At 71.3% G+C, this 22,895-nt stretch carries 17 protein-coding genes and 3 pseudogenes; 11 read left to right on the forward strand and 9 right to left on the reverse strand.

Annotated elements, in window-relative coordinates; genetic code table 11:
- Positions 1-12 precede the first annotated feature (12 nt).
- The 7 genes from pelF to ACZ7EG_RS25870 all read left to right on the forward strand — a co-directional run bounded on the left by pelF (position 13) and on the right by ACZ7EG_RS25870 (position 7,186).
- Complete coding sequence (pelF, locus tag ACZ7EG_RS25840) at positions 13-1,533, forward strand: GT4 family glycosyltransferase PelF (RefSeq protein WP_471083377.1); 1,521 nt, start codon at positions 13-15, stop codon at positions 1,531-1,533.
- A complete protein-coding gene (locus tag ACZ7EG_RS25845) occupies positions 1,530-2,948 on the forward strand; it encodes a hypothetical protein (protein WP_471083380.1) in 1,419 nt (472 codons plus the stop codon). The genes pelF and ACZ7EG_RS25845 overlap by 4 nt, the downstream gene beginning before the upstream one ends.
- A gap of 64 nt (positions 2,949-3,012) precedes the next feature.
- The gene (locus ACZ7EG_RS25850; RefSeq protein ID WP_471083383.1) at positions 3,013-4,014 is read left to right on the forward strand and encodes a GDP-mannose 4,6-dehydratase; all 1,002 of its coding nucleotides are present in this window, start codon (positions 3,013-3,015) and stop codon (positions 4,012-4,014) included.
- Positions 4,015-4,085: 71 nt separating this feature from the next.
- The gene (locus tag ACZ7EG_RS25855) at positions 4,086-4,799 is read left to right on the forward strand and encodes a nucleotidyltransferase family protein (protein ID WP_471083386.1); all 714 of its coding nucleotides are present in this window, start codon (positions 4,086-4,088) and stop codon (positions 4,797-4,799) included.
- A gap of 7 nt (positions 4,800-4,806) precedes the next feature.
- On the forward strand, positions 4,807-5,709 hold the full coding sequence (locus tag ACZ7EG_RS25860; protein WP_471083389.1) for an NAD-dependent epimerase/dehydratase family protein: 903 nt from the start codon (positions 4,807-4,809) through the stop codon (positions 5,707-5,709).
- Positions 5,706-6,368, forward strand: a complete 663-nt coding sequence (locus tag ACZ7EG_RS25865; protein ID WP_471083392.1) for a spherulation-specific family 4 protein — start codon at positions 5,706-5,708, stop codon at positions 6,366-6,368. The genes ACZ7EG_RS25860 and ACZ7EG_RS25865 overlap by 4 nt, the downstream gene beginning before the upstream one ends.
- A complete protein-coding gene (locus tag ACZ7EG_RS25870; RefSeq protein WP_471083395.1) occupies positions 6,365-7,186 on the forward strand; it encodes an endo alpha-1,4 polygalactosaminidase in 822 nt (273 codons plus the stop codon). Before ACZ7EG_RS25865 ends, ACZ7EG_RS25870 begins: the two co-directional genes overlap by 4 nt.
- A 179-nt stretch (positions 7,187-7,365) precedes the next feature.
- Here ACZ7EG_RS25870 and ACZ7EG_RS25875 read toward each other — a convergent pair whose 3' ends face one another.
- Positions 7,366-7,644, reverse strand: coding sequence for a GlsB/YeaQ/YmgE family stress response membrane protein (locus tag ACZ7EG_RS25875; RefSeq protein WP_351642333.1), 279 nt, complete (start codon positions 7,642-7,644; stop codon positions 7,366-7,368).
- A 126-nt stretch (positions 7,645-7,770) separates the two neighbouring features.
- Positions 7,771-8,595 (reverse strand): alpha/beta fold hydrolase, encoded by an 825-nt coding sequence (locus ACZ7EG_RS25880; protein WP_471083399.1) that lies wholly within the window; start codon positions 8,593-8,595, stop codon positions 7,771-7,773.
- Between the two features lie 248 nt (positions 8,596-8,843).
- Between ACZ7EG_RS25880 and ACZ7EG_RS25885 the strand changes: the two genes are divergently transcribed.
- On the forward strand, positions 8,844-9,728 hold the full coding sequence (locus ACZ7EG_RS25885; protein ID WP_471083402.1) for an NAD-dependent protein deacetylase: 885 nt from the start codon (positions 8,844-8,846) through the stop codon (positions 9,726-9,728).
- Between the two features lie 54 nt (positions 9,729-9,782).
- Here ACZ7EG_RS25885 and ACZ7EG_RS25890 read toward each other — a convergent pair whose 3' ends face one another.
- Positions 9,783-11,753 (reverse strand): glycosyltransferase family 2 protein, encoded by a 1,971-nt coding sequence (locus ACZ7EG_RS25890; RefSeq protein ID WP_471083404.1) that lies wholly within the window; start codon positions 11,751-11,753, stop codon positions 9,783-9,785.
- Between the two features lie 770 nt (positions 11,754-12,523).
- Here ACZ7EG_RS25890 and ACZ7EG_RS25895 point away from each other — a divergent pair.
- Positions 12,524-13,711 (forward strand): beta-ketoacyl-[acyl-carrier-protein] synthase family protein, encoded by a 1,188-nt coding sequence (locus ACZ7EG_RS25895; protein ID WP_471083407.1) that lies wholly within the window; start codon positions 12,524-12,526, stop codon positions 13,709-13,711.
- A gap of 84 nt (positions 13,712-13,795) precedes the next feature.
- Here the strand turns inward: ACZ7EG_RS25895 and ACZ7EG_RS25900 are convergent, their stop codons facing one another.
- From ACZ7EG_RS25900 to ACZ7EG_RS25910, 3 genes are all read right to left on the reverse strand, one after another.
- Positions 13,796-15,946, reverse strand: coding sequence for a SpoIIE family protein phosphatase (locus tag ACZ7EG_RS25900; protein ID WP_471083410.1), 2,151 nt, complete (start codon positions 15,944-15,946; stop codon positions 13,796-13,798).
- A gap of 164 nt (positions 15,947-16,110) precedes the next feature.
- Positions 16,111-18,192 (reverse strand): SpoIIE family protein phosphatase, encoded by a 2,082-nt coding sequence (locus ACZ7EG_RS25905; protein ID WP_471083413.1) that lies wholly within the window; start codon positions 18,190-18,192, stop codon positions 16,111-16,113.
- Positions 18,193-18,358: 166 nt separating this feature from the next.
- Entirely contained in the window at positions 18,359-19,771 is a 1,413-nt protein-coding gene (locus tag ACZ7EG_RS25910; protein ID WP_471083416.1) for an MFS transporter, read from the reverse strand.
- A 524-nt stretch (positions 19,772-20,295) separates the two neighbouring features.
- Here ACZ7EG_RS25910 and ACZ7EG_RS25915 point away from each other — a divergent pair.
- Complete coding sequence (locus ACZ7EG_RS25915) at positions 20,296-20,829, forward strand: GNAT family N-acetyltransferase (RefSeq protein WP_471083419.1); 534 nt, start codon at positions 20,296-20,298, stop codon at positions 20,827-20,829.
- A gap of 155 nt (positions 20,830-20,984) precedes the next feature.
- Here ACZ7EG_RS25915 and ACZ7EG_RS25920 read toward each other — a convergent pair.
- Positions 20,985-21,092 (reverse strand): annotated as a pseudogene (locus ACZ7EG_RS25920) (TetR/AcrR family transcriptional regulator); the annotation flags it as partial.
- On the opposite strand from ACZ7EG_RS25920, the pseudogene ACZ7EG_RS25925 reads away from it, so the two are divergent.
- A pseudogene (locus tag ACZ7EG_RS25925) lies at positions 21,090-21,660 on the forward strand (NAD(P)-dependent oxidoreductase); the annotation flags it as partial. The pseudogenes ACZ7EG_RS25920 and ACZ7EG_RS25925 sit on opposite strands and share 3 nt — an antisense overlap.
- Positions 21,661-21,729: 69 nt before the next feature.
- Here ACZ7EG_RS25925 and ACZ7EG_RS25930 read toward each other — a convergent pair.
- Together ACZ7EG_RS25930 and ACZ7EG_RS25935 are read right to left on the reverse strand one after the other, a co-directional pair.
- Entirely contained in the window at positions 21,730-22,491 is a 762-nt protein-coding gene (locus ACZ7EG_RS25930; protein WP_471083422.1) for a ZIP family metal transporter, read from the reverse strand.
- Positions 22,492-22,649: 158 nt separating this feature from the next.
- A pseudogene (locus ACZ7EG_RS25935) lies at positions 22,650-22,727 on the reverse strand (peptidase E); the annotation flags it as partial.
- Positions 22,728-22,895 lie beyond the last annotated feature (168 nt).

Below are 22,895 nucleotides of genomic sequence, written 5' to 3' on the forward strand. Positions count from 1 at the left end.
TGGAGCACATCGATGCCCGTTCCCCAGGGCGCGCGACACACCGGAGCAACGCGCGTCACCCTGCTCACCGAAGGCACCTACCCGCACAGCCACGGAGGTGTCAGCGTCTGGTGCGACCAGCTCGTCCAGGGCATGCCCGACCTCGCCTTCGACGTCATCGCCGTCACCGGAACCGGACGTGAGCCGGTCGTATGGGACCTGCCCGCGCACGTCGCCGGCGTGCTGTCCGTCCCCATGTGGGGCGCCCCGCCCGAGGGACGCCCGCCCCGGGGCAGGTCCCGCAACCGACTCGCCGCCGCCTACGAACGGTTCCTGACCGCGTTGCTCGATCCGCGCGCCGAGGACGGGTTCGCGCCCGCGCTGTACACGCTGGCACGGGCCGCGTCGGACGGGACGCTGAGCCCCTTCCTGCGCGGCGACCGCGCGATCGCGATCCTCACCGCGCTGTGGACCCGTCCCGGTCTCGCCGTGCGCGAGGCGCAGCCGACCCTGCACGACGCGCTCACCGCGACCGCCCTGCTGGAGCACGCCCTGCGCCCGCTGGCCGCCCCGGCTCCCGAGACCGGGGTCGCGCACGCGGTCAGCGGCGGGGTCGCCGTCCTGCCCGGCCTCGCCGCCCTCGAACGCCACGGCGTCCCCCTGCTGTTGACCGAACACGGGGTCTACCTGCGGGAGCGCTACCTCGGCTACCGCACCGCGCCCTACCGCTGGCCGGTGAAGGCCGTGATCCTCGGGTTCTTCCGGCTGCTCGCCCACGAGAGCTACCGCCGGGCCGCCCTGATCACGCCCGGCAACCGTTACAACCGGCTGTGGGAGGAGGAGGGCGGCGCCGCCCCGGAGTCGATCCGTACCGTCTACAACGGCGTGGACCCGGCCGCGTTCCCGGCGGCCGGGCCCGAGCCTGACACCCCCACCCTCAGCTGGGCGGGCCGCGTCGACCCCATCAAGGACCTGGAGACCCTCATCCGGGCCTTCGCCCTGGTCCGCGCCGAACTCCCGCACGCACGGCTGCGGTTGTTCGGCGGGACACCACGGGGCGGAGAGTCCTACCGCGAACGCTGCGAGGCCCTGGCCGCCGAACTCGGACACGCCGACGCCGTCACCTTCGAAGGACGCGTCGACGACATCAAGGACGCCTACGCCGCCGGGAACGTCGTGATGCTCTCCAGCATCAGCGAAGGCTTCCCCTTCACCCTGATCGAGGCCATGTCGTGCGGCCGGGCGACCGTCTCCACCGATGTGGGCGGGGTACGCGAAGCCGTCGGGGGCACCGGGCTCGTGGTGCCTCCGCGCGACCCGCAGGCGATGGCCACGGCCACGCTGGAGCTGCTGGGCGACGCCGCGCGGCGCAGGGCCATGGGTGAGGCGGCGCGGCTACGGGTCATCGAGCAGTTCACCCTCCGGCAGACCATTGACACGTTTCGGTCCGTCTATCAGGAACTGGCCCACCCCGAACAGGAGGCGACGGCCATGACCGCCCCGGTCAGGATCTCCGCCCCGGCCGTCCACGGCACCGGAAGCCTCGCCCTGTGAGCGGCCCGATATCCCTCGAACCCGGGGGCTCCGAACAGGACACGCTGGCCATCCGGCTGGCCGGCACCCGCCCGCCGCGCCGTCGGCCACGGTGGGCCCTGGACGACGCCACGCTCGCCATCCGGCTCCCCCGCACCGGGCCCGACGAGCAGGCGGTCAGTGAGCTCGCCGCCGAACTCGCCGACCGCATAGGGCCCGCCGTTCACCCCTACGAGGTTGCCGCGCTGCTGGAGGCGGAGGGACTGTCCGCCTCCCTGATCAACGAACGCTACGGTCACCCGAACCTGTTCTCCCTCGCCTCCGCCCTGTACGAGCGGGTGCCGCGCACCTTCCCCGAACCCGCCCCGGCGGCCGATCCCTGGCGCCCCGACACCGTGCGCTGTCTGCTGCGGGGCGTACTGTTCGCCCTTCCGGGGCTCGCCTACCTGCTGACCGCGCCCCTGTGGGACGCAGCCGGGTACGCCCCCGCCCTGATCGTGGCCGGACTCCTCTCGTGGGCGTGGGGGCAGGCACTCGGACACCGCGCACACCTGCGGTTGGCGGCCGGACGCCGGGAGGCGGGCCGTACCCTCCTGGCCGGCGCGCCCGTGGGGGCGGCGGTGGCCACGGCGGTCGCCGCGCTGTCCGCGGGCGGCGGACCGGTGACCCTGATGGCTGCCGCGCAGTCCGCGTATCTGGCGGCCGCCGGTGTCCTGCTGGTGCTGGGCCGGGAGCGGCTGCTTCTGGCAGCGCTCAGCCCGCTTCTCGCGGGTGCGGCCGTCCTGCCGTGGTGGGAGCCCGGCACCGTGGTCCGGGCCGGGCTGCCCCTGCTGGCGCTGCTCGCCACCCTCGCCGTCACCGGCTGGGTCCTGCGGGGCGCCCTCGCCGTCCCGGCCGCCGCCGGCGCGACCCGGCCGCGTCTGCTGTGGTCCCTGCCGTACGGCCTGTTCGGGCTGGCCGCCGGGGTGCTGGTGCTGCTGGAGGGGCGTGAGGAGCCGTACGCGGTGATCGTGCTGACGCTGAGCATGGGACCGGCGGAGTGGCTGCTGTACCGCTACCGCGGACTGTCGGTCGCCGCGCTGCGCGCCACCGCCACGCCTGCCTCGTTCCTGCTGCGTTCGGCCGGCATCCTCGGCCTCTGCCTGCTGGCCTATCTCGCACCGCTGCTGCCCGCGGCCCTGCTCACCGGCGCCGACCCGGTCGCCCTGCTGCTGCTCGCCGCCGTCCTGTGGACCGCGCTGCTGCTCCAGGCGTTCGGGGCGGCCTGGTCGTCGGCCGGGATCTGCCTGACGGCAGCCGGCGGGGCCGGAGCGGTGGTCGTGTTCGATCTGCCACCGGGCGCCGCCCTGGCCCTGCCGTTCGGCTGCGGCGCCGCAGCCCTGTGTCTGTCGGCGTGCGCGCTGTGGCTGCTCGGCCGGCCCGCACCACACGCCTGAGCCCCGCGCCAAGCACGTCTGACGCTCCACGCTCACCTGACCACCCATCGGAAGGACACCGCAGTTGACCTCCGCACCGCTCGCCGCCGTCACGGGAGCCGAGGGCTTCATCGGCTCACACCTCACCGAGGCGCTGGTCGCCTCCGGACACCGGGTCCGGGCCATGGCCCAGTACAACTCCTTCTCCTCCTACGGCTGGCTGGAGACCCTCCACCCGGACGTCCTGGACCAGGTGGAGATCGTCCTCGGGGACGTCCGGGACCCCGGCTCCGTCCGCGGCCTCCTCGAGGGCGCCGACACCGCCTACCACCTGGCCGCCCTGATCGCGATCCCGTACTCGTACCAGGCCCCGCACAGCTACGTGGACACCAACGTCACCGGTACCCTCAACGTGCTGGAAGCCGTGCGCGCCCTCGGTACGCCCCGGCTGGTGCACACCTCCACGAGCGAGACGTACGGCACCGCGCAGACCGTGCCCATCACCGAGGAACACCCCATCAACACCCAGTCCCCGTACGCCGCTTCGAAGGCGGGCGGAGACCGGCTGGCCGACAGCTACCACGCCAGTTTCGACACCCCGGTCGTCACGCTGCGGCCCTTCAACACCTTCGGGCCCCGCCAGTCGATGCGCGCGGTCATCCCCACCGTCATCGGACAGGTCGCGGCGGGAGAACGCACGATCACCCTCGGCGACCTGCGCCCCACCCGGGACTTCACCTTCGTCAAGGACACCGCGCAGGCCTTCCTCGCCGTCGGTACCGCACCCGCCGAGCGGGTCGTGGGCCGTACCTTCAACGCCGGAACCGGCGGGGAGATCTCGGTGGGCGACCTGGTCGCGCTGATCGGCAAGGTGATGGACACCGCCCTCGACGTCCGCGAGGACACCGCCCGCATCCGCCCCGCCAACTCCGAGGTGATGCGGCTGGTCGCGGACGCGAGCCGGCTCGGCGCGGCCACCGGCTGGCAGCCGGCGCACACCCTGGAGGAAGGCCTCGCGTCCACCGTCGAGTTCTTCCGCGACCCCGCCAACCTCGTCCGGTACAAGACCGGCATCTACAACATCTGACACCACCACACAGCGGATCTCGTCCGTCACGTCTGCGCACGTCCACGAAGCGTTCACGAAGGAGGAGCCCCATGCACGCAGTGATCCTGGCGGGAGGCAAGGGCGTCCGGCTGCGGCCGTACACCACCGCGCTGCCCAAGCCGCTCGTGCCCATCGGCGACCAGCACGCCATCCTGGAGATCGTGCTGCGCCAGCTGTCCACGGCCGGCTTCACCAGCTGCACCATCGCCATCGGCCACCTCGGCGAGATCATCCGCGCCTACGTCGGCGACGGGTCCCAGTGGGGCCTGACCGTCGACTACGCCACCGAGGACAGCCCGCTGGGCACCATGGGACCGCTGCTCAACCTGCGCCACCGGCTGCCCGAGACCTTCCTGGTGATGAACGGCGACGTCCTCACCGACCTCGACTACGCCGACGTCCTGCGCCGGCACCGCGCGTCCGGGGCCCCGCTGACCATCGCCACGTACGCCCGCACGGTGCACATCGACTTCGGGGTGCTGACCACCGACTCCAGCAAGGTCGTCGCGTTCACCGAGAAGCCGAGCATGGACTACCGCGTCTCCATGGGCGTCTACGGCCTGTCCCGCAGCACCCTGGACGGCTACACGGCCGGACTCCCGCTCGGTTTCGACGAGTTGGTACTCGATCTGCTGAAGACCGACAACCAACCTCACGCCTACGACTTCGACGGGTACTGGCTGGACATCGGACGCCCGGACGACTACGACCGGGCCAACGCCGAGTTCACCACCCGCAAGTCGCTGCTGCTCAAGGGAGCCTGAGCACGTCATGCGCATTCTCGTCCTGGGCTTCACCGGCTATCTCGGCGCTCATGTCGCCGAGCGGCTGCGCGCTCTGCCGGGCGCGCTGGTGATCGGCGGTGGCCGGTCGCCTGCCGCCGGCTTCGACGTCGATCTGGCCCGTGTCCGTCCGGAGCGGCTGGCGAAGGCGCTCGCGTCGGCCGCGCCCGACACCGTCGTCAACTGCGCGGGCGCGACCGGCGGTGACGCCGTCGCCCTCGCCGAAGTCAACACCCGCGGTCCCGCGGTGCTGTGCGCCGCCCTGCGCGAGGCGGCGCCCGCGGCCCGCCTGGTGCACCTGGGCTCGGCCGCCGAGTACGGCCCGGGCACGCCCGGCGTCCCGGTGACGGAGTCGGCGCCGACCCGCCCGGTCGGGCCTTACGGTGCGACCAAGCTCGCCGGCACGGTCGCGGTGACCGCCTCGGGCCTGGACGCGGTGGTGCTGAGGGTGGGCAATCCGGTCGGGCCGGGCGCTCCCCCCACCGGACTGCCCGGCCGGATCGCCGCGCTGCTGCGCGAGGCGGACTCCGGCCCCGAGGCGGTGCTGCGGCTCGGCGACCTTTCCGCCCATCGGGACTTCGTCGACGTACGCGACGTGGCGCGGGCGGCGGTGCTCGCGGCCACCGCTCCGGGGCCGTTGCCACCCGTGCTGAACATCGGCGGGGGCGGGGCCGTCCCGGTGCGCGACCTGGTCCGGCGTCTGGCCGGCCTGGCCGGCTTCCGGGGCCGGATCGAGGAAGGCGCGGCGAGCACGGCGGGCTCGGCCCGCTCGGCGCAGGTGTCGTGGCAGTGTTCCGACATCACCGCCGCCGAGCAGGCCCTCGGCTGGCGTCCGGCGCACTCCCTCGACGACGCGCTGACCGCCCTGTGGGAAGGAGGCCGCACGCCGTGAGCCTGCTGATTCCGCTGTACGTCCATCCGGCCGAGGACCCGGGTGCCTGGCACCGGCTGATCACCGCCGCGGCGCACACCTACGGTGTCGTTCTCAATCCGGCGAGCGGGCCGGGCGAAGTGCCCGACCCGGCGTTCACCGCGGCGGCGGGTGCGCTGCGGGCCGCTGGGACTCGTCTGCTGGGCTACGTCGACACCGACTACGGGGTGCGCGAACCCGCGGACGTCGCCGAGGACGTGCGCCGGCACCGGGAGTGGTACGCGGCGGACGGCTGTTTCCTGGACCGGGTGACGGCGACGGCAGACGGACTTGCGGCCTGCCGCGGGCTGGTGCGGGCGGTGCGCAGGCTGGGTGCGGGGACGGTCGTCCTCAACCCCGGGGTCCATCCGGCTCAGGGGTACGCCCGCCTCGCCGACCTGACCGTCACCTTCGAGGGCCACTGGTCGACGTACGTCTCGGCCTTCAGCCGGCCGGCATGGGCCGCACGACATCCACCCGAGCGGCTGTGCCACCTCGTCTACGGCGTGCCCGAGGCCCTCGTTCCCCTCGCCGTGCGGACCGCGCACGAGCGCGGAGCGGCGGTCTGTGGTCCTGTGACGGGTGAACCGCCCAACCCCTGGGTCCAGTTGACACCCGCGCTCACCGGGGCGGGGCGATGAGCAGGCCGGCAGTGTGGTGCGCGGCTCTGCTGACCGCTGTGACGGCCGCGGCGCTGACGGGTTGTTCCGGCAGCGCCGAGCGGCCCGCCGACGGGCACCGTACGGCGCCACCCACCCGGGTCGTGTGGAAGCCCCGTCCGGGCCTCGCCTGGCAGTGGCAACTCGACGGCAGGGTCGACGCGTCGGCCGACGTGCCCGTCTACGACATCGACGGCTTCGAGAACTCCGCGGCGGACGTGGCACGGCTGCACCGCGCGGGAAGGAAGGTCATCTGTTATGTCAACGTCGGCGCGTGGGAGGACTTCCGGCCGGACCGGGACACTTTCCCGCGCTGGGTGCTCGGCAAGCCCAACGGGTGGTCGGGCGAGCGGTGGCTGGACATCCGGCAGCTGGCCGTGCTGCGACCGATCATGGAACGCCGCTTCGACATGTGCCGCGACAAGGGCTTCGACGCGGTGGAACCCGATCTGGTGGAGGGCTACGGAAATGACACCGGCTTTCCGCTGACCGCACGCGACCAGCTCAGGTACAACCGGATGATCGCGGCCCTCGCGCACGAGCGGGGGATGTCGGTGGGGCTGAAGAACGACCTCCCCCAAATTCCGCAGCTGGTGGGCGATTTCGACTTCGCGGTCAACGAGGAGTGCGCCCAGTATGACGAGTGCGGCGAACTCTCCCCGTTCATCGCGGCGGGCAAGGCGGTGTTCCACGTGGAGTACGCGGAGCCGCGGAGTGCTTTCTGTGCCGAGTCCCGCCGACTGGGGTTGTCGTCGATGCGGAAGAAACCGGAACTCGGGGTGTGGCGGAGCTCCTGCTGAGCGTGTGGTCCGCAGTGGATGTGCGGGGATGCCGAAGGAGCGCTCGATCGGATGTCTGCTTCCGCGAGAGGGAGTTGTGAGGTACGGGGCGGCGAACACCTGACCACAGGCTGATGGCTCCTCCCTTTCACGAGGGAGGAGCCATCAGCATGTGTTCGGTGGCGTTTGCCTTCTGCGGGTCAGGCGTGCCGATGCGAGCGCCGGTTGCCGGTGACGAGGCGGTAAAGGGCGAGCAGGATGAGGGAGCCGACGACGGCGGCGATCCACGTGGAGAGGTCGAAGAACCCGTCGATGGAGTCCACGCCGAAGATGACCTTGCCGAGCCAGCCGCCGAGCAGACCGCCCACAATACCGATGAGCATCGTGATGATGATGCCGCCGGGGTCCTTGCCCGGCATCAGGGCCTTGGCGATGGCACCGGCGAGGAGCCCGATGATGATCCAAGCAATGATGCCCATGGTGCGTCTCCGCTTCGTCGTATAAGGATTCTGTTAAGTCATCGGGTACGCCAATTCGGCCCGGCCAAACGTCTCCTTCTGATATCGGCTCTGTCGGCCTTGATGGGAACCGGGTTGCCGGGTGACTCAGCGAGAGCGGGAACGGTCCAGGGCGGCCACCTCGCGAACGGCGTCGGCGACGGCCGGGAAGTCCTTCCTCAGGATCGCGCCGTGGTTGCTGTCGACCTTCACGCTGCGGACGTTCGAACGGCGCGCTGTCACCGCGTCGAGGCTCGCGCGGATCCGCTCCTGCTCGTCGCCGCGGCTTCCGAACGACCTCCCCGAAGCGACGACGTACCGCACCGGGACGGTGATGCCGTCGAGCACGGGTCCCAACTCACGCTCGCGGGAGAGCTTGCCGAGCTCGATGTTGCTGTTCGCCTGCTCGTCGGGAGTCATCCGCGGGGTCAGACCCGTGGGGCGCAGCAGGGGCATGAACCATCCCATCCGCCGAAACAGCTTCCGGATCCGCTGTTCCATGGCCTCGTCGAGCCAGTCGTGGGGGAACGCGCCGTCGACCAGGATCGCGCCCACGGCGCGCTCCGGGTTGCGGCCGGCCCAGTGCGCCGCGACGACCGCTCCGTAGGACCAGCCCACCACGAGGGCCCGGTCGACGCCCCGGGCCGCGAGGACGGCGTCGACATCCCGGACGGCCGCCTCGAAGGAGTAGTCCGCCGAGCGCTTCGATTTGCCGCGAGCCCGCTCGTCGTAGGTGATGTGCCGCCACTGTGTCCCCAGTTCGGCGATGGTGCGCCGCCAGTACCCCTGGGTGGCGAACTGGCCGTTGAGGTAGACCACGGGGAGGCCGGGGCCGCCCGTGTCGGTGACGGCCAGGGCAGTGTCCTCGACCGGCACCATCCCGGCCCAGTGCTTCTGGTCCGGGGACGTGGTGTTCTTCTTGTTCTTCGTCATGTCCTGCTCCTGTTCGAGTGAGGCGGTGCCGGGCCGGGAGGCGGGGCACGCTGTTTTCAACGATGGAAACGCTACGTTGCATTCATAATTATCGCAATGGCTACGTTGCACACATCCGCTATATCCGCAGTTCAGAGAGGTGGCATCATTGCAACAACCATGGCCATTAATGCAACGGACCCATCCATGCCGTTGCAATGAAATGACAGTGAACGCTTTGTCGGGTTGCTGTTCCGTACCCTGACGGCATGCGCATGCGTCCCACGTTGAGCTGGACCCCTGCCGAGGACCTGCCGCCGGGCAGCACGGATCCCGAGCCGGTCGTCGATGCGCTGCGCAGCGGCGGAGTGCTGGTACTCAGCGGCGCGGGCATCTCCACGGAATCGGGCATCCCCGACTACCGGGGCGAGGGAGGGAGCCTGAGCCGGCACACTCCGATGACCTACCAGGACTTCACCGCCGCCGCCCAGGCCCGGCGCCGGTACTGGGCACGCAGCCACCTCGGCTGGCGCATCTTCGGCGGAGCCCGCCCCAATGCCGGGCACCGGGCCGTGGCGGCCTTCGGACGGCACGGCCTCCTCTCGGGTGTCGTCACCCAGAACGTGGACGGCCTGCACCAGGCCGCCGGCAGCGAGGACGTCGTGGAACTGCACGGAAGCCTGGCCCGGGTCGTCTGCCTTTCCTGCGGCGCCCGCAGTCCGCGCCGCGAACTCGCCGTGCGGCTCGAGGAGGCCAATCCGGGGTTCGAGCCCGTGGCCGCGGGAATCAACCCCGACGGGGACGCCGATCTCACGGACGACCAGGTCGCAGGCTTCCGTGTGGTTCCCTGCACGACATGCGGCGGCATCCTCAAACCGGACGTCGTGTTCTTCGGCGAATCTGTTCCGCCGCAGCGAGTCGAGCACTGCCGCGAGTTGGTCCGTGCGGCGGCCTCGCTGCTGGTCCTGGGCTCCTCGCTGACCGTGATGTCCGGACTTCGTTTCGTCCGCCAGGCGGCTCTGGCCGGGAAGCCGGTACTGATCGTCAACCGCGATCAGACGCGCGGCGATCACCTCGCCCTCACCAGGGTTTCTCTCCCGTTGGGCTCAGCGTTGAGCTCCGTCTCGCTGCGGCTGGGCATTCCCGTCGACTGAGTGGAACCCGTGGGACCGTGCCCGCGGCCGGGCTCGAGCGCGCGTGCCGCGGCGTCAGCCGAGCCGGCGCCGAAGGGCCGCCGCCAGCCTGACCGGCGCCACGCGCAGCACCAGAGCTGAGCCGTTCCGCAGCGGCTTGGCGCAGTAGGGGCGGCCGAGCCGGGAGGCGCGGTACCAACGGGTGCCGGAAAGCCCCTTCGTGACCGGGACGGGGATGCAACTCCTCGGGTCGTCCGTGCGGATGGTCAGCGTCCACCGCCCCGGTCGCAAGTTCCTGACCGGCATGCGGGCGGTGAAGGAGTGACTCCCGTCCTGTGCGTAGAGCAGGGGTACCTCCCGTACGGCGCCCGAGTCCGCTTCGGCGCGCAGCACGGTGGGGGCGGTATGGCGTCGGGCTCCGTCCGTCAGATGACCGCTGACGATGAGTGTGGCGCGGTCGGAGGCGTCCCAGGCGGCTTGCGTCACCCACGGCGTCCACCCGGCCGTTCGCCGGACACGCAGGGAGAAGTTGCCGTGAGGGGTGAAGACGGGGCAGGCGGTGGAGGTCTCGCGCCCGGAGGGCGAGTCGGTGGTCAACTCGCGCTGGGTCGCAGCGGCCCATCGTCCGCCGGCGTCCGTCGAGGTCCGTCGGAGCCTGACGGTCCGGCTGACTCCCTGGGCGCGCACGTCCAGGTAGATGTCCCACAAGCCCTCACCGAGCGGGGCGCCCGCGTCCACGGCGCCCAGGTCCACGTCGGCGGTGAAGCCTGCCGTCGAGTCGATGCCGGGGTGCGGAGCGGAGCCGACGGTCGCGGACACGCGGATGTCCGGGTGCCGGAAGCCGTTCGGGCGCAGGATCAGCTGGGTGGTGGGCTGGAGGGGGCCCAGCGACTCGATGCGGGCATGGCCGGCGAGTCGGAGCACGTCGCCGCCGGCGGTCCAGGCCGCTTCGGTCAGTTCGTGGTGGACCGGGATGCGGTCCGTGACGTCGAAGCAGGCGTCCGGGACCGCCTTCACGGGGTCGCGGAAGAACGGGTGGGACCAGTAGACGCGGCCCTTGTCCACGACGTTGCCGCGCGCCGCGTCCTCCTTGGCATGCCGAGCCACGGACATGAGGTCCTCGTAGCGGTCCGCGCGCAGAAGGTGGACGATCAGCCGGTCCGGCGGGGCGAGCGACTGGAAGACGCCGTCGGTCACGTAGCTCCGTGCCCAGTGCCGGAACTGCGGGTAGAAGTACTCCCTTGCCCGCCGTTCGTCCTCGCGGGGCAGCAGAGCACGCAGCGGGCCGCACAGCTCCCACTCCACGTGGCGGCGCATGATCCGGTCCCGGCGCGGTCCGGGGGCCAGGTAACGGGCGACCGTTTCGAAGCAGAGCCGGGTGCCGTCCATGCGGTGCACGAGGTCGGCGGCGGTGAGGGTGAGGTTGTTGCCGTTCTGACGGTTGCGGGAGTAGTAGCAGTCGTAGTCGGCGACGACGGAGATGCCGTCGGCGTTGAGGTAGGCCGCGGCGGTGAACGGCTTGTCCTCGCAGTTGCGGTAGGGCGGGAACCTCAGGTCCAGTCGTTCGATCAGCGAGCGTCTGAACAGCTTCCAGCACCCCAGGGTGCGGTAGGCGGCGGAGGAGAAGACGTCCGTGCGGGGCTGGTTGTGGGAGAAGACGGCCGTCGGTACGGCTCGTCCGCCGACCGACACCATCTTGCCGAGGACCACGTCGGTGCGGTTCTCGTCCGCCATCGCGACCATGCGGCGCAGGGCGTCCGGGCCGAGGTAGTCGTCGGAGTCGAGGAAGAAGACGTAGTCACCGCCGGCCATGTCCAGGCCGGTGTTGCGCGGGCCTCCGGCTCCTCCGCTGTTGGGCTGGTGAACGACGCGCACGCGGGAGCAGGTCTCTGCGAGGCGGTCGAGTTCGGCTCCGGTGCCGTCGGTCGAGCCGTCGTCGACCGCGATGATCTCGATGTGGTCCGTACCGAGCGTCTGCTCCATGACGGACATGACGCACTTCGTCAGTTCCGGCATCGCGTTGTACGCGGGGATGATCACGCTCACGCGGGGAGGGTTCGTGCGGAACATGGTGGGCTCCCGGGCCGTGAGGCAGTACGCGGATGAGTGAGGAGACGAGGTCCTGGCGGGGCGGAAGGACGGGCGGCACGCACCATGGAGCTTCCGGCCGACTCGCTTCCGCCGCCGGGTACGAGGCGTCCTCCTACGCTGTCGGAGTGCGGGAACCACCCGTTCGGGTGCGGCAGGTGCGGGCTGCCGCTCATCGCGACGGAAGGGTCGCCTCTGTCTCGAAGGCGGCGTGGCGGGGCGGGCAGCACGCCGCGCACGCGCGCCCATCCGCTCGATGGAGCCGGGCTCCCTCTGCCTCGGCTGCGGTGACCTCCAGCCGCGCCCCGGTCACCGCAGCGCCCTACAAGCGGGTCCGGCTCGCGCTTCCCCGAAGGACATAGGGCTCAGCTCAGCCCACCTGAACCACTCGGCGACGTCCAGGCAGCCACGGTCAAGGGCAAGGAGCGGATCCCGGCCACCGCCTGATCGAACGACCCCCGCTTCCACGCCACTTACGCTGCAAGCCGCAGTGCGTCCCGTCGCGAGAACGGCAGCTCGCCTTCCACTCCGGCCGTGTGCGCCGTGTCACACCCCCCAAAGTCAGCCTAAGTTGTCTGCATCACAGCGGAAATGTCCAATTGGCGTCCATGCTCGAATCGGACGTTGACTCCCGAAGTGGGGCTCATCGCCATCCCCTTGGGCACGAAGTTCAAAGTGACCCATGACACAGCACGCGTGACGTTCTCCCCCTCGGAAGGTGCCCCATCATGGCCGCTTACCTCTGCCCGCCAGCCGTGATACACGGCGAGCACGCCGTGAAGACCAGCCAGATCGTGGCGGAGGTGAGCGACCGGCACCCGCATGCGGCGTGGGCGCCGCGGATCGACGGCATCGCCGCCAGTACGGGCATCGAGACCCGCGGCTGGATGCTGCCGCTGGAAACCGCCGTCGCGCCCGGCAAGGGCAGCGGTCTGCACGCTCTCGGCATCGGGTCGGCCCAAAAGGCGCTGGCACGCGACGGGTTCACCCAGCAGGACGTGGACCGCGTGATCGCCGCCCTCGAGTCCATACCAGCCCCGCAGACCGTCCAGGAGCGCACCGCGCCTGCCTGGGAGGCCGTGCAGTCCTACGGGGAGCGTGCGGCGCGCGGGGCCCTGCAGACAGCCGGGCTGGATGCCGCGGACGTCGACTGCCTGATCACCAGTCACTCCACCACCCCGGCGCTGCCGGGCCTGGACATCGCCCTGGCCAACAGGCTGTCGCTGCGCAGCGACACGATGCTGCTGCCGGCGACACAGTGGGCGTGTATCGCGGGGACGCGCTCCCTGGCACTGGCGGCGGAACTGGTCGCCGCGGACCCCGACCGGGTGGTCCTGGTCGTCATCTCGGAGGCGCTGAGCACGACCTACCAGCCCGGGGACGACACACTCGAGTCCTTGATCGTCCGGCTGCTGTTCGCGGACACCGCGGTCGCCGCGGTGGTCACGGGCCGCCCGAGGCCCGAGTCGGTGGTGCGGCTGGACGCGGCCTGGCACCACACCCTGCCCGGCACCCAGGACCTGCACCGTCTGGAGACCCGCGCGGACGGCACCCACTTCGTGATGGACCGGCGTGGGCCGCGCGCCGTACAGGAGACGGTCACCGCGATGTGGGAGTGGCTGCGCACCAGGTACCAGGACGACCCCGACTCCTGGCACCCCGATGTACTGCTCGCGCACCCCGGGGGGACCCGCGTTCTGGAGTACATGGAGCAGACGATGCCCGACGGGTGGCCGTCGGGGCTGCTGGACTACAGCCGGGACAGCTACACCAGCGGCAACCGCGGAGGCGCGGCGGTGTTCGACATCCTGCGGCGGGCACATGACGCGGGGCACCTGAAGGCGGGGCATCGCGCCGTTCTGTACGCGGCGGCACCGGGACTCACCGCGACCGCCCTCGAAGGGCAGTGGCTGTAGTCGCGACGGAGGGCGTCGTCCGCTCGGCCGGCGGGGCCGGGGAGCACGCCGGTCGTGCCTTCGCCGCTCTCTCCCAGGCCGGTCTCACCTCGCGACTTCCGCCCAGACGACCTTCCCGTTGTCCGTCCACCGCACCCCCCACCGGGTGGTGAGCCGGTGCACGATGCCCAGGCCACGACCGCCGTTGTCGAGCAGGTCGCCGCGCCTGAGGCGTGGCCTGCCGTTGCCGGTGTCGCCCACCTCGCACAGCAGGCCGTGACCGGACCTGATGAGCCGTACCGTCACGGGACCGGTGGCGAAGCGCACCGCGTTCGTGACCAGCTCGCTGACCAGCAGCAGCGTCTTGTCCTTGGTGTCGTCCTTGGCGCCCCACTGCCTCAGCAGCGCGGCGACCCGCTCGCGGGCGTGGGCGGGGGCATCGTTGCGGGCGGGCAGCCGCCAGGTCGCCGTGTCCCCCTTGCGGTAGCCGATCATCCGTGCGAGCAGCAGGGTCACGTCGTCGCGCTGGGGGGCCGGCGCCAGTGCGGAGACGACGTCCCGTGCCGTCTGCTGCAGGGCGTCCCAGGGGTGGACCGTGGAGACGACGTCCGTGAGCCGGTCGATGCCCTCGTCGATCGAGAGGGCGGGATCCTCGACCAGCCCGTCGGTGTACAGGGCGAGCACGGACCCCGGAGGTACGCCGACGGTGTACACGTCGAACGGCTCTCGCAGCGCGAACTCGGCGCCCAGGCCGGGGTGGGGGCGGATCGAGAGCACCCCCGCGTGTCCGTCCGGGGAGACCAGGATCGGGGGGAGGTGGCCGGCGCTGGACAGCGTCACATGGTGCCCCACCGGGTCGTACAGGGCGATGCAGCAGGTCGACCCCAGGGCGCTGTAGCCGGCCGCCAGCCCGGACTCCGCGTCGTCCAGCAGCGTCACCGTCTCGTCCAGGTGCTCGAGTACCTGGTCGGGGGCGAGCCCCGCGGACAGCAGCGCGCGGGCCTCCATGCTCAGCTGCCCCATGGTCGCGGCGGCTCCCAGGCCGTGCCCGACGACGTCACCGACCACCAGCGCGGTACGGCCGTCGGGCAGCGGGAAACTGTTCACCCAGTCGCCACCGACACCGGCGCTGTCGGGAGTGGCCGGCTGGTAGACGCTGGCGATCTCGATGGTGTCGCCGCCGGACCGGGGCAGGAGCCGGCGCTGCAGGGCCAGCACTTGTGTGTGTTCGCGCTGGTGCCGCCGAGCCAGGTCCACGTGGTGGGCGGTCCTGGCCACCAGTTCTTGCAGGTCGAACAGCTCGCTGTCGCGGAAGGGACAGTCCGCCCGCCGCCACACCTCCGCAACGCCCAGTACGACGGGCGGCGCGCCGTCCAGGACCAGGGGGATGCACGCCACGCCCGCCGACCGGCCGCTGGGCACCAGGGCACGTACCACTCGGGGGCTGCCGAAGACCCGTTCGACCGTCTGGCGGTCGGGGATGACGATGGTCTGCGGGGCATCGTCCCGCAGGACCGCCTGCGCCAGCAGACGACTCGCGTCGCCGGGAAGATCGTCGCCCGGGGTCATGTAGCCCTCGGGCCACACCCGGTCCGGTACCAGGGCCGCCCGCCGGAGGTGGATACGCCCTTGGGTCTTTCCGGTGACTCCCTCGCCCGTCCACACGGCGAAGTCGAGGTCGACGGCGGCGACGTCTCCCCAGGCCAGCAGGGACTCCGCCAGCGACTGCGCGGTCTCGCCGATGTCCAGTGAGGTGCCGATCGCGGTCTCGGCGGCGTAGAGGTGCAGCCTCCTGGCCATGGCGATCAGGGAGACGGTCAGGCCCTCCTCCGGCGACGCGGCGGGCAGGATGCTCATCGACACGACCAGCTCGGATCCGTCGCACCGCCTCAGCCGCTGAATCCGGGCGACGTGCGCCTCACCGCTCTCCACGACCTGTCGCAACCTGCGTGTGACCGTCGGTACGTCGCCCGGGGGAAGGAGATCGACGAACGGTTTCCCGGCCCCGGCCTCCAGACCCGCGAACACCGGGGCGTCGAGGTTGCAGCGGGTGATGATCAGATCGGTGTCCAGGTTGACCGCGCCGAGGATCTGCTCCTGTTGTCCGGCCGCCGGAGGGTCGGGGACCGGCTGACGGGTGGCACGGTCGCCCCGCGCATCGGCCGCTGACGCTCCACCTTGCGGGATGTAGCGGCCAAGAGCGCGGCTGACCAGCTCGAATGCCGAGGAGGACGAGGGCGAGGGTGTGGAGTCCATGCGGGTCTCTCAGCAATCCCCGACGCGGGTGGCGGGGCTTTGTCCGGATCCGTGTGCGGTGGGGCCCCGAGTCCCTGACCGCACACCTCATTGAATAACACCGGGGGTCGCTTCGCACACACCAGCGATTGCTCGAGCACCCGGGCACGGGGACCCGTCCCCACTCAGGGCGAGGTCAGTGGCTGTGCATGAGCGATGAGCAGCGCGACATCGTCATGGTCTGCGGGATTGCGCAGTTCCCGGAGCAGCCGGTCGCAGGTTTCCTCCGCGGAGCGGCACGGCGGGGACAGCAGGCGCAAAAGCTCGTCCAGGCGCTTGTCGATGGGGTCGTCACGGGTCTCGACCAGTCCGTCGGTGTACAGGACGAGTTGATCACCGGGGTTCATGGCGACGGCGGAGGTCTCGAAAGGACCGCTGCCGACTCCCAGCGGGGTGCCGGTGGGCAGGTCGAGCAGTTCGGGCCGTCGGCCGGCCCGCACCAGAACCGGAGGCAGATGGCCGGCACAGGCCACCTGCAAGCGGCCGGCGTGCGGATCGTGGACGGCGTACACGCACGTGGCGATGTAGGGGTCCAGACCCTGTGTGATCTTGTCGAGATGGGTGAGGATCCTGCTCGGCGCGAGGTCGAGGTCGGCAAGGGTGGAGGTCGCGGTACGCAACCGGCCCATGGCGGTGGCCGCCGGGATCCCGCTGCCCATGACGTCGCCCACGGCCAGAGCGGTCCGGTCCCCGCTGAGCGGGATGATGTCGTACCAGTCGCCGCCGACCTCGCTGAAGGCCTGCGCGGGCCGGTACCGGGCGGCGATCTCCAGGCCGGGGCGTCGTGGCGAGGGGCGGGGCAGCAGGCTGCGCTGCAGGGTTTCGGCGGCGCTGCGAATGTGCTGGTGCAGGACGGCGTTGTCGATGCTCAGCGCGGCGGAGGACGCAAGCTCGCAGGCGAGGGTGAGATCGTCCTCGTCGAAGGGCTGCGGATTGCGCGCACGGGCCAGGCTCATCACACCGATGATCTGTCCGCGGGCGATGAGGGGCACGGCCATGTCCGTGTGGACACCGGCCTGTGCGAGCAGTCCGGCCGCCGCGTCGTCCGCTGCGATACGGCGGAGATCGCCGCTGTCGAGGTGGGTGATCAGCACCGGTTTACGGGTGCGCAGGCAGTGGGCGGCCGGATGGTCCGCGTGGTAGGTGGTGAGGTGACCGGGCGCGATGATCGCCTCGGAGGCCCCGGTGGGGTAGGCGGTCTTCACCGCCAGCGCCCGGAACAGCGCCGGGCCGTCTCCGCGGTCCGGGCGGCCCGTCCGCAGGACGGCGTCCAGGATGTCCACCCCGATCATGTCGGCCAGGTCGGGCACCAGGACGTCCGCCAGTTCCTGGGCGGTCCGCTCCACCTCCAGGGTGGTCCCGATGCGCGCCGAGCCGTCGGCCATCAGGCGCAGGCGTTGCTGGGCCCGGTCGGCCTGCCTGGCTGCCTGGTACCGGTCGGTGACGTCCACCACCACGTTGGCGATCCCCAGCACGTGTCCGCTCTGGTCCTCCAGCCGGTAGAGCGACACGGCCCAGGCGTGGTCGTGGTCCGGGTCGGCCCGGGTCCGGCCCACCACCTGCTCGTCCACCAGCGGCAGGCCGGTCTCCAGGACCTCCCGCATCTGGTTCTCCGCGGTCGTGAGGGGCGCGCCGGGCAGGATCTCCCGGAAGGGGCGGCCCAGGTGGTCGGCCTCGGGGACGCCGTGCATCGAGGCCAGGGCGCCGTTGACCGCCACGTACCGCAACTCGGTGTCCAGGACGGACAGTCCGATCGGCGCCTGGGTGACCAGTTGGCTGGAGAGGGCCACATTGCGCTCCACCTGCCGCACCGTGGCCCGGTCGGTGGCGAGCCCGAGCGCGTAGTGATCGCCGATGCTGTCCGTCAGCCGCATGTTGCGGAACTCAACCGTCCGGGTTCTGCCGTCCTTGAGCCGGACGGGGAACGGTCCTGCCCAGCCTCGGCCGGTCGCCATCACCTCGGCGAACAGCCCCATTCCCGCTTCCCGGTCTTCGGGGTGGAGCAGCAGGGCGGCCGCGTTCTGCCCGACCGCCTCGTCACCGGTGTAGCCGAACAGCTCCTCCGCCTGCGGACTCCACATGTCGATCCGGCCGTCGGCCTCCACCAGTACCGCGGCGACACCCAACAGGTCCATCAGTCCGCTCGGGTCGGACGCCTGATCCTGCGGATCACCCACCTGCTCCGAAGGCTGGTTCGCTCGGCTCATCACATTCGCCCCTCAGGCCTGTCGACCTCACCGGCGCACCCGTCTGCCCGAGCAGATGCTCACGGCGGCCGGTCGCAGGTCGGCAGCCGTTCACGATCCGGGTCCGGCTCGCAGGTCGGTTCCTACCCATCCAGCCTTCCACAGGTCGCGGCTTCGACCGAGGAGATCATGGTCCGCCGGGGTCGGTCTCTTCGGGCCGGTCCGGCGCGTGAGGTCCGGTGCCCCGGTACGGCACAGCCGCCGTGGTGGCGCCGCGGGCGTCCGCGTGGGCGGCCGTCGGCAGCCCGTCATGCGGGGTGGGGAGCTGCCGCCCCAGGCGTGCGAGCGGGGACAGGGCCATGACCACGGGCGACAGCATCATGGCTGCGGCGGTGACCAGCAGGCCGGTACGCAGCCCCCACTCCCCCGCGAGGAATCCGCCGGCCAGGGACCCGATCGGGGTCAGCCCCATGCCCGCACACGTGATCGTCGCCGCCGCGCGGCCCTGCATCCCGTCCGGGGTGACGGCCTGCCGGACGGCCATGAGCGTGACATTCACCAGCTGGCCGCCCGACCCGAACACGAAGCCCACGGCGAGGAGCACGGGAACCGTGACGGCAGAGGAGCCGTCCAGCGCGGGCACACACAGGAAGACGCCATCGCCGAGGGCCGCCGCGCACAGGGCCACCGTGCCATGACCGAACCGGCCCGGCAGGCGGGCGGCCAGCAGGGAGCCCAGGAGCGCACCCGGCCCCGCCGCCGCGAGAGCCAGCCCCACTACGGTGCCCGACACGTGCAGTTCCCGGGGCAGGAACAAGAGGTAGACGGTCATCATGGCCGCGAACGAGAACTGGAACGCGGCCGAGGCCAGGCATATCGCCCGAAGGAAGGTGTCGCCGACGACGAAGCGCAGGCCCTCATGGATGCGCCGCCGGAGCCGCGGGGGCTTCTCCGGGCCCACCGGCATCGATTCGGCTCGGCGGATACGCCGGATCGACAGGAACGACAACGCGAAGAACAGCGCGCCGGAGGCGGCGGCAAGGGGTGCCGACAGCAGGGACACCAGCGCACCGCCGAGCGCGGGACCGCCGGTCTGCGCCGCGGACCGGCTGCCCTCGAGGGCGCTGTTGCCCCGCACCAGTCGGTCGCGTTCCACCAGTCGCACCACAGACGCCTGGTACGCCACGTCGAAGAACACGGACAGGACCCCTACGGCGAAGGTGAGCGCGAGCAGGCCCGGCATGCCGAGCCCGCCGACGAGGCCGGCCAGGGCGACAGCGCCCAGAGCCAGGGTCCGGCCGGCGTCGGAGAGCACCATCGTCGTGCGGGTACGCCACCTGTCGACCCATGCGCCGACGAACAGCGAGAGCAGCAGGATCGGCGCCTGCCCCACCGCGCGGAGGATGCCCAGTTGCCCGGCAGTGGCGTCGAGCGTCAGGACGGCAAGGAGCGGCAGAATCACCAGAGTTGCGTGTTCGCCGAGTTGGGACGCTGTCTGCCCCCACCAGAGTCTGCGGAAGTCGGCGTCCCGCCAGAGGCTGGACGGGGCAGGTCGGGCGGAACCGGACGCGGCAGAAGAAGCGGTGGGAGCGGGCGGCATGGGTACCCCTCGTGTTGCCGACAACGAGGCCCGCCACCGGGCACGGGAAGGGTGCTTCGGCGGTTTCGGGCAGGAGAAGGCTCGCTGTGCCGCAACATCACGGGCAGCACGCGATGACAGGCCGTCACACGGCCTACGGCGTCAACGCGCGCTCGGGAAACCGACCATGTCTCAGCTCCTCGTGGGTGCCAGCTGCGCCCGAACTCTAACCGTCGGAGGGCCGGTTCGGAAGGCGGCGGCCTTCGACGTGGTGGCAGGGTTGGGCGGCGTCTGCCGTAGTGGCCCGCCCGTGGCCATCGGTCGCGTGTCCGGCCGGGTTCCGGTTTCCCGGCCGTCGGGGCTGATCGCACTGGGCGCGTGTCCGATGCGTCCCCGGTCCTCGCGACCGATGCCCGGCGGGTGGCGCCGGTGCGCCGGCCCTGGCGGGACACGGCACCCGGGCCGTCCCCGCCGATGACGACGGGCATGAGGTGAGGGCGGTCCCTGATTCGCGCTCGTACGGCCGCCTCGGCAGGATGTGGGGCATGACCGAGATCCGCACACCCCGTCTCCTGCTGCGCCGATGGCTCGACGACGACCTCGTCCCCCTGTCCGAGATCCACGCCGATCCGGTGGTGATGCAACGCATGGGCGACGGCTCGACACGCTCCCTGGAACAGACCGCCGAGGACATCGAGGCCTGGGAGGAGGAGTGGGACGAGGAAGGCTTCGGGGTGTTCGCCGTCGAGCTTCTGGGATCCGGTGAGCTGGCGGGCGCCGTCGGCCTGTCCGTGGCTGACGCGCCGGCCGAGATCGCCGGCCAGGTCGCGATCAGCTGGCGGCTCGGGCGGGTGTTCTGGGGGCAGGGATACGCCTCCGAAGCGGCGCACGCCACCTTGGAGTTCGCCGTGCAGGACCGCGGCCTCGACCGGGTGGTGGCCGTCTGCCGCGCCGGCGACAGAGCTTCCGCGAACGTACTCGACAAGCTCGGCATGCAGATGGAGGGAGCCGCGCTGCATCCCGACCACGATCACGACCTCGCGGTGTACGGCATCGACCTCACGCAGTACCAGGGATAGAACCCGCGACCGGCTCGACCCACGCCGGGGCGTCGGCGACGACCGGGCACACACCCGGCTCCGGGCGCCAAGGGGCGGGGCGTCGACTGGTACGGACGGCCGGACGGCATGTGGTTCGGCGAGCACGTCACCAACTGCGGTCGGACTCGCGGCCGTCAGCGGGTGCGCACGGCCGCATCGAGCAGAGGGCCCAGCTCCCGGGCCACGATCGTCAGCGCCCGGACGTCCTGCTCGGCGCGGGCGATGAGGATCGCCCCCTCTCCCACGGTCTCCAGGAAGACGTCCGGGCCGCGGGCGGGCGTTACGTCGAGGCCCCGCTCTCCGGTAGCCGTGTCCCCGCCGAGCGGGGCGAACTGGTGGGGATGCCGGCGGGCGACGACGACGCCGTGGCGACCGTGCGGCCCCTGCTCACTCCGATGTGCCGTGAGACGTTCGCGTGCGGAGCCGTCCCGGGCGCGCTGCTGCTGAAATTCTCGGTGAACCCGTTCCTGATCACCCTGGTCACGGGTCTTGCCGAGGCGTTCCATTTCGCCGAGCGGCACGGGCTCGACCAGCATCTCCTCGGGACGTCCTGGACCCCGGCCCATGGCCAGTGCCGTCTCCCGGGGCAAGGCGCCGAAGCTGCTGGAGCGCGACTTCTCCGTCCAGGCGGCCGCCGCTGACGTCCTGAAGAACAACCGCCTGATCGCCGAGGCCGCCCGCACGGCAGACCTGACGTCCCCGCTCCTCGACGTGTGTCACGCCCTGTACGACGAGACCGTCCAGCAGGGCCATGGCGATGAGGACATGGTGGCCGTCCTGCGCGCCTTGGAGGCCCGACTCGCATGCGTGGCACCCATGGTGGCGGGGAGGGCCGTCGAGGACCATACCCGCACCCGCGAGCCGTTCGAGGAGGTGACGTCAGGCGTGGGACAGCGCGAAGGAGACCAGGAAGCCGCTGACCGTGACCAGCCCGATCGCCAGCTGAGCCTCCTGGAACGCCTCGGGGATCATGGTGTCGGCGATCATGGCCAGGATCGCACCGGCGGCCACGGCCGTCACCCCCGCGATCACCGTGGACGAGAAGCCGCCCAGGACGGCGTACCCGAGGACGGCGGACACGGTGCTCGCGACCGCGATGGCGCCCCACACGGCGAAGACGTATCCCTTGCCGCGTCCGGACTTCCTCATTCCGGCCGAGCTGGACAGACCTTCCGGGATGTTGCTGATGAACACGGCCGCTACGGTCACGAGGCTGACCGCCCCGCCGTTGAGCAGACTGACGCCGATAACCGCCGACTCGGGCACTCCGTCCAGCAGCGCGCCAAGCGCCAGCGCCAGGCCCGAGCCGCTCTGTTGTTCCTCGGACGGCTGCGTCTGGTCCGTGTGATGGCCCGACCGCTTGCGATGACGAGCGCCTCGGCCGGCCAGCCAGAGATTGCCTCCCGTGTAGGCCGCGGCTCCGGCCAGTGTCCCCACAGCCGCCGGGCCCAGCCCGCCCTGTTCGTAGGCCTCGCCGACCAGTTCGAAGGAGACGGCCGAGAGGAGCACGCCGGCACCGAAGGCCATCACCAGCGCGATGACCTTCTGCGACACGCGCATCCCGTAGCCGATCACCGCTCCCAGCAGGAGAGCGCTTCCTGCCAGCAACCCCCAACCACCTGCTTGGATCACCTCGGACATGCCGCGCGTGTACCCACGAGAGTGTGATCGGCACGTACGGCCGAGCCGATTCCTCGGCCGAGCGGCAACACACCCCCGCTACGCGTCAGCCGGAACCGTCGAGCACCCGGCACGGCAGCACCCGCTCACCGGCCCCGTGGCCCCCAACCCCCTGTATCTATCGCCCCAGGCAGGAAGCCCAGTCCGTCCCGCAGGAATGTCAGCGGGCCGAAGGAGTCGGTGTGCGCGCCCTCGGCCACGCGCACCGTGCCGTGGGGCGAGGAGCCCTCGGCAACCGGATTGTGGTGCTCGCCGTGTACCTGCCGCATGCTCCGGGTGTCTTCCGCCGTTCGAGGGGTTGGGGACCACGTGTAGTGGTCACAGCGATGAGTTCTGCGAGCGCGCCGGGTCCATGGGTGCAACGG

The sequence above is a fragment of the Streptomyces sp. NPDC037100 genome, from assembly GCF_055606225.1.